Source organism: Staphylococcus sp. Y174-1, assembly GCF_049897865.1.
GTDB lineage: Bacteria > Bacillota > Bacilli > Staphylococcales > Staphylococcaceae > Staphylococcus > Staphylococcus saprophyticus.
On sequence record NZ_JAFCXB010000002.1, the window covers coordinates 505,448 to 518,398 of the forward strand.

Annotated in this window: 11 protein-coding genes; 1 reads left to right on the forward strand and 10 read right to left on the reverse strand. The window is 33.4% G+C overall.

Annotated elements, in window-relative coordinates; translation table 11 throughout:
- Positions 1–201: 201 nt before the first annotated feature.
- Positions 202–1,434 carry an ArgE/DapE family deacylase gene (locus ACP7BT_RS09280; RefSeq protein WP_426303762.1) on the forward strand — a complete coding sequence of 411 codons (1,233 nt, stop codon included), beginning with the start codon at positions 202–204 and terminating at the stop codon, positions 1,432–1,434.
- A gap of 317 nt (positions 1,435–1,751) precedes the next feature.
- Here the strand turns inward: ACP7BT_RS09280 and argB are convergent, their stop codons facing one another.
- The 10 genes from argB to ACP7BT_RS09330 form a co-directional block, all read right to left on the reverse strand.
- On the reverse strand, positions 1,752–2,513 hold the full coding sequence (argB, locus tag ACP7BT_RS09285; protein WP_041079480.1) for an acetylglutamate kinase: 762 nt from the start codon (positions 2,511–2,513) through the stop codon (positions 1,752–1,754).
- Positions 2,514–2,525: 12 nt separating this feature from the next.
- Positions 2,526–3,764 carry a bifunctional glutamate N-acetyltransferase/amino-acid acetyltransferase ArgJ gene (gene argJ / locus ACP7BT_RS09290; RefSeq protein ID WP_041079482.1) on the reverse strand — a complete coding sequence of 413 codons (1,239 nt, stop codon included), beginning with the start codon at positions 3,762–3,764 and terminating at the stop codon, positions 2,526–2,528.
- Positions 3,765–3,787: 23 nt separating this feature from the next.
- On the reverse strand, positions 3,788–4,819 hold the full coding sequence (gene argC / locus ACP7BT_RS09295; RefSeq protein ID WP_041079484.1) for an N-acetyl-gamma-glutamyl-phosphate reductase: 1,032 nt from the start codon (positions 4,817–4,819) through the stop codon (positions 3,788–3,790).
- A 44-nt stretch (positions 4,820–4,863) separates the two neighbouring features.
- Positions 4,864–6,048: an ornithine--oxo-acid transaminase gene (gene rocD, locus ACP7BT_RS09300; RefSeq protein WP_041079485.1), complete on the reverse strand. Its 1,185-nt coding sequence runs from the start codon at positions 6,046–6,048 to the stop codon at positions 4,864–4,866.
- 457 nt (positions 6,049–6,505) lie between these two features.
- Entirely contained in the window at positions 6,506–8,149 is a 1,644-nt protein-coding gene (locus ACP7BT_RS09305) for an APC family permease (RefSeq protein WP_041079487.1), read from the reverse strand.
- Positions 8,150–8,644: 495 nt separating this feature from the next.
- Entirely contained in the window at positions 8,645–9,814 is a 1,170-nt protein-coding gene (locus ACP7BT_RS09310; protein WP_327083191.1) for a gluconate:H+ symporter, read from the reverse strand.
- Positions 9,810–9,905 (reverse strand): hypothetical protein, encoded by a 96-nt coding sequence (locus tag ACP7BT_RS09315; RefSeq protein WP_268747309.1) that lies wholly within the window; start codon positions 9,903–9,905, stop codon positions 9,810–9,812. The genes ACP7BT_RS09310 and ACP7BT_RS09315 overlap by 5 nt, the downstream gene beginning before the upstream one ends.
- 277 nt (positions 9,906–10,182) lie before the next feature.
- Positions 10,183–10,851: an ABC transporter ATP-binding protein gene (locus tag ACP7BT_RS09320; protein WP_041079489.1), complete on the reverse strand. Its 669-nt coding sequence runs from the start codon at positions 10,849–10,851 to the stop codon at positions 10,183–10,185.
- A 10-nt stretch (positions 10,852–10,861) separates the two neighbouring features.
- The gene (locus tag ACP7BT_RS09325; RefSeq protein WP_011302206.1) at positions 10,862–11,785 is read right to left on the reverse strand and encodes an ABC transporter permease; all 924 of its coding nucleotides are present in this window, start codon (positions 11,783–11,785) and stop codon (positions 10,862–10,864) included.
- Complete coding sequence (locus ACP7BT_RS09330; protein WP_041079491.1) at positions 11,782–12,948, reverse strand: ABC transporter permease; 1,167 nt, start codon at positions 12,946–12,948, stop codon at positions 11,782–11,784. Before ACP7BT_RS09330 ends, ACP7BT_RS09325 begins: the two co-directional genes overlap by 4 nt.
- Between the last annotated feature and the right edge of the window lie 3 nt (positions 12,949–12,951).

Consider the following 12,951-nt stretch of genomic DNA (forward strand, 5'->3'; position numbering starts at 1 on the left):
TCTTTTACGCTTATTTGCTTACTCTATATCATAGCTTTAAAACTTGTATACAACAAGTTTATTAATCAATTAATCGTACTATTGTAATTATACACAATATATATTTTAAAATTATAAAGTTTTTATTAAAAGTCTTTTCACTTATCAAAATAATTTGCCAGATGTATACTTGTTATAGTCTTTCTAAAGGAGTGGTATGTTATGAGTACATTTTCTGTAGAAGAAAAAGTACAAATATTATCTGATATTGTAGCAATGAATACAGTAAATGATAATGAAATCGAGGTATGTCAATACTTCCAAAATTTATTTGAACAACACGGTATTAAATCAACCATTGATAAAGTTGATGAACGACGCGCTAACTTAATTGCCGACATTGGTGAAGGCAGTCCAGTCATCGGTGTATCTGGACATATGGATGTCGTATCAGAAGGTAATCGTGAACAATGGTCATATGACCCTTTTAAACTTACCGAAGACAATGGTTATTTATATGGTCGTGGTGCTGCTGATATGAAATCTGGACTCGCTGCACTCGCTATTGTTCTTATCGAAATGCACGATGCACAATTATTAACAAAAGGACGCATTAAATTCTTAGCTACTTCAGGTGAAGAGATGGAACAACTTGGTTCACAAAATCTCTACGAAAAAGGTTACATGGATGATGTTGACGCACTCATCATAGCCGAGCCTTGTCAAGATATGATGGTCTACGCACATAAAGGGTCTATGGACTATCGTATTAAATCACAAGGTACTTCTGCACATAGTTCTATGCCTATCCTCGGTGTAAACGCAATTAAACCTTTAATTGAATTTATTCAAGATATCGATAACGCATATCAAAAAATATCTAAAGAAATTAAAGGTGAATCTTTAGACTTCACTCATTTGATCGATCGAATGAAACCTTCTCTACCAGCTACATTTGCTGTTGAAGAAATTGAATCCGCATTACAAGGGCTTGTCATCACTAACACATTAATCAAGGGTGGCGTTCAAGTGAATTCTGTCCCTGAAGACGCTGATGCTGATTTCAATATTCGTACAATCCCAGAATACAATAATGACCAAGTTAAAAATTTATTTAATAATACAATTGAAAAACATAATGCAAATGGCTCAAATTTAGAAAGTGAATTATATCTTGACTTAGATCCTGTACTTACTACTGGTCAAAATAGCCTAATTGACACTGCTAAAACGATTGGCAAAACAGCATTTAATAAAGATTTTGTCGCTGCCCCAATTGGTGGTGTGACGGATGCTTCTAATTTACTACGCGGTAAAGATGAATCTTTCCCATTCTTAGTATTTGGTCCAGGTGAAAAACCACACCAAGTAGATGAACGTGTAGAAAAAGCAATGTACATTAAATTCATTGATTTCTATAAAGAACTATTAATCACTTATTCAAAAAATTATTAATGGCCTGATTAGCACTAAGCACGATATCCAAGCCATTTATAAAAAAACAACGCATATGCGTCATTCCAGCATATGCGTTGTTTTTTTATTTTCAAATTAACCATTACACTATCACGCCAATTCAATCCTACAATGTAAATAGCAGCTGAAAAACACTAACTAATTGCGTTACTTTAATATGTACCACATCGTCTAAAAACAGCGCTATTTCAAGCATCTACCAATTTTGTTTATACTATGACAAAGTCTTTTTTAAATTTTTAATATAGTGATACTTTGATTTAACGATTTCCCAGGAAATTGCTATTATATTATGCTCACAACACAATCGTTGTCCCAATACCTTGCCCAGTTCTTATCCTTTCCACGACATGCGCTTCGTTACCTGCTGCGATAACTACTTTTTGACAGCCATATTCAATGGCACTGATCGCATCTTGTACTTTAGGAATCATCCCCCCATATATTTGCTCTTGTTCAATATAATTTTTAATATGCTCTGAATTCAATGTGGCCTTTACTTTATTATCTATCATGACACCTGGTATATCACTCAATAAATAGATAGGTGCGTTTAATGTCTGCGCTATTTTGTACGCCAACGTATCTGCGTTAATATTATATAAATGTCTAGAGGTTTTATGTCTGCCGATAGACGCAATAACAGGTATATATGCTTCTGTAAGATGATCTATAACTGCTGTATTAATGTTGATTGGTTCGCCTACATATCCATATTTTTCGTTTAATGGTTCAACGTCAAATAGCTTGGCATCTATTCCATTTAACCCAATACTTTGAATATTTTCATCATTCATTTTACTTACAAGCTGCGGATTCACCTTTCCGATTAATATCTGACTTGTAATTGACATTACTTCATCTGTAGTAACCCTCAATCCATCTTCAAATAATGAATCGACGCCTTGCTGCTCTAACGCTTGATTGATAAAAGGCCCTCCACCATGAATAATAATCGGATGCAAACCCTGTTGCTTTAACTGTGCAATATCATCAATGGTAGTTTCATGTAATTCGGTCAAGGTACTACCACCAATTTTGATAACTATATAATTCATTGCAGTCACTCCTTAAGTTCTGTACGACGCGTTGATACGTACATATTCATATGATAAATCACAACCATATGCTGCCGCTTCTCCTTCCCCGTTTCCAACAGTCGCTTCAATTAAAATATTATCTGATGCTAATTCTTCTTTTAAACGCTGTTCATCAAAATCTACAGCCATACCTTTTTCCAACACACTCACTTGGCATAACGAAACATGGGTTGCGCTAGGTTCTATATATCGCGATGCGTATCCTATAGCAGTGACAATTCTTCCGAAATTCGCATCTTCACCATGGATAGCGGTTTTCACTAAATTCGAGGAGACAATGCTCTTGGCAATTTTTCTTGCTTCAACAACATCGTGAGCGCCCTTGACCTTTACAGTTACCAATTTAGTTGCCCCTTCACCATCTTTAGCGATGCTCTTGGCAAGATAGTGGCATACAAAATTTAATGCATTCACAAACTTATGCCATTCGGGATGTAATGCATCAATTTGTGTATGTTGCGCTTGACCATTTGCCATGCATAGCACCATATCATTTGTACTTGAATCACCATCCACCGTAATCATATTAAACGATTGATCGATTGATTGTTTTAGGCAATAATCCAACGTATTCGCATCAATATTGGCATCAGTAGTTATAAATCCTAGCATTGTTGCCATATTGGGATGTATCATGCCTGATCCTTTTGCAGTGCCACCTATCGTTACTGTGGTACCATCGATTTCAACCTTTACTGACAGATGTTTCGTCATCGTATCAGTTGTTAAAATAGCTTGATTGAATGCTTCACTTTTATTATATTGTTCTTTTAAAACGTGCTGCGTTGCATATTGTATTTTATCCATTGGCAAAAACGATCCAATAACACCTGTAGAGGCAACACCAACAAGATGTTGCTCGATATTTAATTGCTCAGCAATCCAAGCTTGTGTATCCAACGCATCTTGCATACCTTTTTCTCCTGTACACGCATTCGCAATAGCCGAATTCACAATAATGGCTTGTAGTGCTTTATCCTTATTAATACTATCTTCAGTTAGTTTTAATGGCGCAGCTTTAAATTGATTCAATGTATAAACACCTGTTGCTGTAGCTGGCGTCGTTGAATAAATCCAACCAAAGTCCACTTTCTTTCTTCTCAAACCGCAATGTAAACCACCAGCAATAAAACCTAATGGTGAACTCACGTCGCCTTCTAAATCTATATTTAATTGGTTTAATGTATCAATTGTTTCAATGTCTCTCATTTCTTCTCTCCTTTCATCCTACTTTATGGATAAACTGGTGATTGTAGCAATCCAGTGTTTTCTTTCCATCCATACATTAAGTTCAAATTCTGAATCGCTTGACCACTTGCACCTTTAACTAAGTTATCAATCACAGACACGAGAATCGCTGTTTGATTCTCTTCATCAACATAAATACCGATATCACAATAATTGCTACCGTAAACTTCCTTAGTTTTTGGAAATTGGCCTAATGATCTAATTCTTACAAATGGTTTATCTTCATAATAATCTTTAAACATATTATGTAAGTCTTCATTAGTAAAAGCATGGTTTAGTTTGATATAAATGGTTGATAAAATACCTCGAGTCATAGGTACGAGATGCGGTGTAAATGTTACTTTTACTTCTTGTTGGGCTAATAATGATAAATATTGTTCAATTTCAGGTTTATGCTTATGCTTTCCTATCGCATAGGCGCTTAAATTTTCATTCATCTCCGCGAAATGAACATGTTGTGCCAAAGACCTACCGGCACCGGATACACCCGTCTTCGCATCGATGATAATGTTATCTTGCTTTACAATATCTTTATCTATTAGCGGATGTAGTGCTAACAATGTAGCTGTTGGAAAACATCCAGGGTTCGCAATTAATTGCGTTGTTTGTGCATTTACATTTGACCATTCTGCAATGCTATAATTTGCTTCATTCAAATATTCTTGAGAAGCTGCCGTTTCTCCATAATACGTTTCATAAGTAGCTCGATTAGTTAATCTAAAATCACCCGACAAATCAATGATTTTAATCCTCTTGCTAAGCAACTGAGGAACAATGTGTTTACTCACATTTGAAGGTGTCGCAAAAAATATCACGTCGCATTCAATTCCTTCACTATTTAACGTTTCATAGTGATATGTGAGCTGTTCCAAATGTGGAAATGTTTCCTTTATAGGTTGATCCTGTTTAGAATGCGAAAAGATATATTTTATATTTACATTAGGATGCTGAATTAATAATCGAATTAATTCAATGGCTCCATATCCACTACCGCCAACGATACCAACTTCAATCATTCACTTCATTCCTTTCTGAATATTCGGAAATTTTATATTAAATTTTACTTTTCCAAAACTTCTGTTATGACACGAATTACTTCATCGATTTCATCTTTATCAATAACAAGTGGTGGTGCAATCCTTATAATATTGCCCTGTGTTTCTTTACAAAGCACACCTTTATTTATCATTTGTTCACAATAGTCCTGTGCTGCTACATTTAATTCTATACCTATAAACAATCCCCTACCTCTCACTTCCACGATTAGTTCACTTTCAATTTGTTGCAGGTGCTTTAATAATCTATCGCCTAAGTCTAATGCATTTTGTACTAAATGCTCTTCATTCAGCACGTCTAATGCTGCCATTGATACAGCGCAAGCTAGTGGATTACCACCAAATGTGGAACCATGCGTGCCTGGGGTGAGGACACTCATCACATCTTGATTCGCTAACACTGCGGATATCGGATATAACCCTCCACCTAGTGATTTACCTAATAAATATATATCTGGCTCTGTATTTTCCCATTCCATTGCGAACATCTTACCCGTTCTTCCAAGCCCCACTTGTATCTCGTCTGCAATTAATAACACATTATATTCGTTACAGAGTTGACGTACTTCTTGTATAAAATGTGTTGGGGGAATATTTACGCCTCCCTCACCTTGTATTGGTTCCAGAATAATTGCAGTTGTTTGATTATTAATTAATTTTTTTAATTGTTCTATATCTCCAAAATCTGCGTAGTGTATATTGTTTAATAACGGTCCAAAACCTTTTTTATAACTAACTTGTGATGATAATGATAATGAACCTAACGTACGGCCATGAAAGTTTCCATTCATAGCAATGATTTCTGATGATGATTCATCAATATTTTTAATATCAGTGCCCCATTTACGAGCCATTTTTATGGCTGTTTCCACAGCCTCTGTGCCAGTATTCATTGGTAAAACATTTTCTTTATTTGCAAGTTTACAAATCTTTTCTTCCCATTTACCTAAATTATCACTATATAAAGCACGAGAAACCATTGTTATTCTTTGGCTCTGCTCTTGAAATGCCTTTATGATTTTAGGATGACAATGGCCTTGATTAACTACCGAAAATCCAGAAATACAATCTATATAACAATTGTCTTCAATATCCCAGACTTTTGCACCACGTCCTTTAGCTAAAGCTAATTTTAATGGACTATAATTTTTAGAACTATATTTGTCTGTGTGTTCATATAAATCAAGCATCAAAACCCTCATTTCATAATATTTATTCTCAAAAATGAATTAATATTCATAAATAATACACTTGTCATATTAATTAGTCAAAGGTTATTTTGAATTTTTACACTTTAAACGAATTGAAAATGTTGTTTTAATGGGGATAAAAAACATTGTTAAATAATTTATTTTAATGAAATTTACTTTTCCATAGAATATCCCATGCATTTATTTTGCATAAAATGTTGTCCACTGCAATATTGCATACGCTTATTGTCTAAGTACAGTCGCATTATTATAGTCATTTTCTATACATAAAAAAGATGGAGCAGAAATCAAATTGTCTCAAAAAGATTTCAGGCTCCCACTCCATTTAAGCATGATCATTCAAATGATTAACTATGTCGCTATTTATATGAAAAAAGCGTCTGGGAGATTTAACAATGTCCCAGACGCTATATATATTTCTACTCACAGAATTAAATTATTCTTCACTAATGTGTTCTGATTTACGTTTTTCACGTAAATCCGCACGCATATCTTTATTAATCTTTTTAGCACGTTTAAAGTAAACACTTTCAAAGTAACTAGACGTACCTATTTTGTAGAAGATTAATGCAATAATGATAATAACAATAAAATCATAAGGGTAATGAATCCAGTTCATACCTTTAAATTCTTTACTACCGATAAATGATAAGAAGGCAAGTACAATAAGATATAAGATAATCCACAAGCTACCGCCAATTTGTTTTTTGGTATTTTTCCAATTCATTTTATATTCATAGAAGAAGTAAATTGGTAATCCTAGAATAATAATTAAAATAACTTCGGCTGTTGTTGGCCACATCGCCCAATATATCGCTAATGAAGCCATCACAAATGAAAATGGTGCCATAAATTTTAATAAGTTTGCTCTAAACGGTCTATGCATTTTAGGTGCCATTTTACGTAGTGCAATCACTGTCGTTGGTCCTGTTAAATATGCCACTAACGTAGCTGTTGATATTACACTTGCTAAAGTACCCCAATCACGGAATAGCGATACCATGACCATACTTATAATTGCATTAAATATAATGGCTACACGAGGAATCATAAATTTTTCATTCATTTTCCCTAAAAATTTAGGAATATGACCATTTTGTTCCATAGCGCGTAAAACACGTCCAGTAACAGCTACAAATGATACACCTGTACCAAATGGTGAAACAACTGCTTCCATATATAGTAATATAGCTAACCAATTTAATCCTAATAGAATAGCCATATCAGCAAATGGTGAGTTAAAGTTAATACCACTCCAACCATTTTCATGCAGCATTTCAGTAGGCATTGACGTAATAAATGTACTTTGTAGTACTATGTACAGGGTTGCACTTAAAGTCAGTGAAATAGCTATACCACGTGCAATGTTTTTTTCAGGTTTTTGAATTTCAGATCCCATATTAATAATTGTCTGGAATGCGTTGAATGAAAAAATAATACCTGATGCTGTTGTTGCAGCAAATATAGGTGCTGAACCGTAAGGCATAAATGTTCCAACTGAATGACCATAGTTCCCAGTGTCAAAACCAGAAATAATTAACATGATAATCGTTAATAAAGGCACACCTAATTTAAATACTGAAATTAAACTTGTAAATGACGTCAATAATTTTACTGACCAATAGTTTAATAATGAGAAGATAATAATAATCACAAATACTGCAAATAAACCTGCGTTACTTATTGTAGATCCATCCATTAAACCAGACGTAAATTTCGCCCATTCCCAAGGCCATGAACTCATATATTGTACAGCTGATACTGCTTCAATAGGAATGATAGTTACCAGCGATACCCAGTTTGCCCAGGCAGCAATGAATCCAAGTAACGAACCATGTGTATATTGCGCATAATTACTCATACCACCTGATTGTGGAAACATCGTTCCTATTTCAATATAGTTATAAGCAATTGAACCTATAACTACAAAACCAATAATCCAAGAAATAATTGCGGCTGGTCCTGCAATAGAAGATGCCTCCCATGCGCCAAATAACCAACCAGATCCAATTAATGAACCTAATCCTAGCAATACGAGCTGTGGTAAATTAATTTTACTACTTTCATCTTTTTGTCCCATAATTACTCCTAATATTTTCTCTTTTATATTCATATCAAGAATAAGTGGCTTTTATACACCTTCTTGTATATGGTGTTATTATACTCGTATAACAATTCTAGTCAAATCAACTTTTCACTACCAATAATTGTATATATTTGTGTTTTTATTCATAATATTAGCATATTACTGTATAAAAACATCGCACAACATAAGTCACTCAAGATAGTGTCATTAATACGCTGAAAGTAGATTTATTCATGTTACTCATTTATTCACATAAAGTATAATACCCAAAACCTTCTAATTTATAATACATATGCTACAAATACCTTTACATCAGTAATCACAAGACTTTGAATCGATGCATTTAAAAATATTTGTAACTTTTGTAACGGTTTTGTGTATTTATACTAAAATAAAGCATTATTCACAAAAATATCTTTAAATACTTTGCAAATAATGCTTTTTATGATGTTACACAAATATGAATCATTGTTATTTTACTTTATTATTTTAAATAAATAGATCCAGAATTAAGACAACCATTAATCCTGTTACAGATGTCGTTAATAACAACGCACCCCATGTCTTAAATGTATCCTTAATAGAAATATTAAAATATTCTTTGAATAACCAAAATGATGCATCATTAACATGAGTAATGATATTACTACCTACAGCTGTAGCTAATACCATAAGCACAGGGCTGACATCAAAAGTGGGTATCAACGGACCAACGATACCTGCAGCAGTAATTGCTGAAACAACACCTTGACCCGTCGCAATACGGATCAGCGCTGTAATTAACCAAGCCATAATAAGTGGAGAGATATTGTTACCTTTCATGATATCTGCAATATAATCTCCAACATGTGCTTCTAAAATGATTTCCTTAAAAGCGCCACCCGCTCCGACAATGAATATAATAGTTGCAACACCTTTTAGACCTGTTTCAAATGATTTCATCATTGTATCCATATCTTTACCTTTTCTAAGTCCAAACATAACAATCGCAGTAATAATAGCAATGATAAGACTGATTTCCACACTTCCAATAAATGATACGATTTCATGTAATATCGTGTCTTCGGTAATAAATAAACTGAGTATGGTTGATATTGAAATTAGAATAGCTGGTATTAATGGTACAAATAAACTCAAACCAAAACTAGGCATTTCACTGTCTGTAAAATTTTTTCTTTTTTGTAATAATGGTGGTATAGGATAATCTATGTGCTTCATGAATCTCGGCAATATAATACCCGCAATAATCACACTAGGAATAAAGACGATCATCCCCAAAATATAAACCATTCCCATATCCGCATTGTAAGCATCTACGAGTGCTGTGGGCCCTGCTTGTGGCGGGAAAATACTGTGTGATAAAGTTGTCGCTGCAACCATTGTAATCGCCAATTTCATAAATGGTGTCTTAGCTTCAACAGCAATACTGATGACTAACGGTGCTAAAATCATAAATGCTACTTCATAAAATACAGAAATACCAAATACAGCACCGATGATAATTAAAGCCCATTGAACATATTTAGCACCAAACCTTTCTATAAGTGTTGAAGCGATACGTTGTGCTGCGCCAGAATCTACCATTAATTTACCAAGTACTGCACCAAACCCAATAATTAATGCGAGACTCCCTAATGCAGATCCTAATCCTTCCTTAATTGTATCTAAAAATTGCTAACGGCTTCATGCCATTCATAAATCCTACAAGCACCGCTGCGAATATGAGCGATAGGATACTATTAATCTTCAATTTAATGTTTAAAAATAGTAATACTCCTACACCAATAACAAGCTATATGAGCGGCAAATGTTCCCCTAAAAATGACAAATTCGTGTTCCCCCAATCCCTTAAAAATAATGAAAGCGAATTCACAATTACTCATTATAAATTATTTATCGCATAATAACAACGTTGTTATTATTGTATTAATTTATGTTTCTTCTTTTTCACCTCATTATATACAAAATAATTAAAACCACATCCATCATCACGGGGGTTCTCCATGAATGGTTGTGGTTCATCATCTCTATTTATTATTATATACTTCGAATGCCCAATGCTTATCTTCAAGAATTTCCCTATAGAATGGATCATTACCAATTACTTTAATTTGATCCGCTAATGCTTCAACTTCATCTAAGTGGTGTGTCGTTAATATAATGAGTCGTTCCCTCTTCATTGTATTCAAAAGGTTATGAATATCAAATCTGGATTTTAAATCTATACCTACTGTAGGTTCATCTAAAATTAATATTTGCGGATTACTTAATAAACCGATTAGAACATTCACCTTTCGTTTCGTACCACCAGACAAATTAGAAATTGTCATGGTTCTCTCATTTAAATTGAGTTGACGTGCATACTCGTCTATCAATACATTGGATAACGGTGCTTTGCATAGCGCCTTAAAACATCGAATATTTTCATTAACTGTCATATGTTCAAATAGTGCAATATCCTGTGGTACATAACCGATTTTATCTTGTCTTTGCTTTTTTGACAGTTGTTCTCCAAAATAACGTATTTCACCTTTAGTCAATTGTTCTAAACCGGCAATCATTCTTAATAATGTGGATTTACCAGCGCCGTTTTCACCTAATAAAACGGTTAATTGCAAATTTTCAAATGTCATATCTAGGGACTCAAAGATGCATTTTTTACGATAGTGCTTGCTTAAATTTTTTAATTCTATCATCTTATCACTCCTATAATTGTATAAAGATATATAACACCGCCATCAATAAGGCAAATATGACTGCCATAAAGAGCCTATGACTGAGTGTATTTATTTTGAAAAGTAACCATGAAACTCCTAGTTCATAAACAATAATAATCACTAATGATTTCGCAAAGAACGTAAATGAAAGTTGTTGTTGAAATATGAATGTTGTTATGCCAAGTACAAGCATTAAAATGAGTGTATGAATCAAAATATAAGTTGTGAAAAGTATCAACTTACTGTATTGAAATATAAAAAGTCTTGTTAACGGACCATTTTGTTTCAGCCTTTGATGCAACACGATTTGAACACTACTAACGAATAAGATAATGCCAAACACTAGGCTGATTGATATAGACGTCTCAGAATTGGTATTTACGACATGGTGAACAATGGCTGATTTGGGCGTGTGTTGATTTAATGTATCGGACACCTTTTCTAAGGACGTCTCTTGACCGTCATCATCTAAATGTTTTTTTACAATATACGGAATTTGTTGTTCATATAATGAACGACTAATCATTTCAAATGTAATATCACCAATAAAATCATCTCTTGCATAAAGTGTAAGTGCCAATTTTAATTGATTATTTTTCAATTTATCACTGTAATCTTTAGGGATATGCATCGCTGCAACCGCTTCTTTCTTGCTAACACTTTCATCCAGATATATTGCTTCTTGGTCCAACTTTTCAACTTTAACAAAGTCGTTCTTCTCAATACTTTGAATTAATGTATGTGAAGCTTGGGATTGATCCTGATCTTGAACTGCGACTGGAATTTTAAAAGATTGATTCAGCGATGAATAAGCTGCCCATATCAATAACAACGTACACGTTAAAATAGTAAAAAAAATCACTAATTGCTTCCACTGTTTTAATATAATGATAAATATAAAGGACTGTATCATCGGCGATACCTCCAAACAATGATTACCAATAATATAATAGCTGTTATCACAAAGCTCATATAGAAAGTAATGGGTGTATCTAAGATATAATTATTTAATATAATCTCTAACATTTGATTAGTGACAAAACTAAATGGCTGCACATTAAACATGCCATTCAATAAATGTTTGAAATATATCGTTGGTATAATTTGACCAGAAAATAGAATAACCATAAGTGCAAGCATGATTTTCAGTACGATATTGAACCAACGGAAATTGATCAAATCAATAATGGTTAACCAACCTATAATCATTAGAATATAATAAACTAATTGAATAACTACAGTTGGCCAATTATAAGGCTCAAAAGTATTGGGCAATATCTGTATCATGCATAAGCATCCTAACAAGGTCCACACGCCAGTATAAAATAGCGTAAATAAACTTCTAATTAATGTTAGCTTTTCAAATGAAAAATGGTACATATGTAATCTGGATTTTAATGCCTTAGCTTGGTTCATTTTTAAAATTGAAAATAGTGATAGTGCAAAAATAAATATGGAGGCTAAATAACCTGTCACTACATAATAGCTCGATGTATCAAATATTTGTATCGATTGATAATCAAATCCGCCTGTCCGATTTAAACCGGTAAATAATAAATCCGTCAATAATTGTAATTTATCGTCCTTATTGGCCTCTGGTGATAATGTCGTGTAGGTTAACCCTCCACCCATCGATAACATGAGGCGACTATAAACTGAATCAGTTAACTGATTAATAACTAAACTTTTAGTTGACGTTTGATCATATGTATTAACAGCTATAGGTAAATTACCATGTTTATAAAATGTTTTTGTCATACCTTTTTCAAAAACATAATATCCCTCTAATTTTTGTGCTTTCAATAATTTTTGCGCTTGATTTTGATTGTAACGCTGAATACGAATATCTTTACCTAGATGTGTTCCATTTCCCATTGAATTGAGTATGAGCTGTGTCTCCGCGGAATTATCGTGATCAACAATACCTATTCTAAACTTTGCATCATCTTGATTAACGTACTGAACGACTAGTAAGGCAGTTAAAAAAGCACACATCATCAAAATCAAATAGAAAAAAAGATGCCATTTTTTTAATAGAAAAGAGTGGTAAATGCGAAACAATTGAATTGTTTTCATTTA

Bases quoted from the DNA above. Each gene is read 5' to 3' on its own strand.
- ACP7BT_RS09280 (WP_426303762.1), top strand. From the start codon at position 202: ATGAGTACATTTTCTGTAGAAGAAAAAGTACAAATATTATCTGATATT.
- argB (WP_041079480.1), bottom strand. From the start codon at position 2,513: ATGAATTATATAGTTATCAAAATTGGTGGTAGTACCTTGACCGAATTA.
- argJ (WP_041079482.1), bottom strand. From the start codon at position 3,764: ATGAGAGACATTGAAACAATTGATACATTAAACCAATTAAATATAGAT.
- argC (WP_041079484.1), bottom strand. From the start codon at position 4,819: ATGATTGAAGTTGGTATCGTTGGCGGTAGTGGATATGGAGCCATTGAA.
- rocD (WP_041079485.1), bottom strand. From the start codon at position 6,048: ATGCTTGATTTATATGAACACACAGACAAATATAGTTCTAAAAATTAT.
- ACP7BT_RS09305 (WP_041079487.1), bottom strand. From the start codon at position 8,149: ATGGGACAAAAAGATGAAAGTAGTAAAATTAATTTACCACAGCTCGTA.
- ACP7BT_RS09320 (WP_041079489.1), bottom strand. From the start codon at position 10,851: ATGATAGAATTAAAAAATTTAAGCAAGCACTATCGTAAAAAATGCATC.
- ACP7BT_RS09325 (WP_011302206.1), bottom strand. From the start codon at position 11,785: ATGATACAGTCCTTTATATTTATCATTATATTAAAACAGTGGAAGCAA.
- ACP7BT_RS09330 (WP_041079491.1), bottom strand. From the start codon at position 12,948: ATGAAAACAATTCAATTGTTTCGCATTTACCACTCTTTTCTATTAAAA.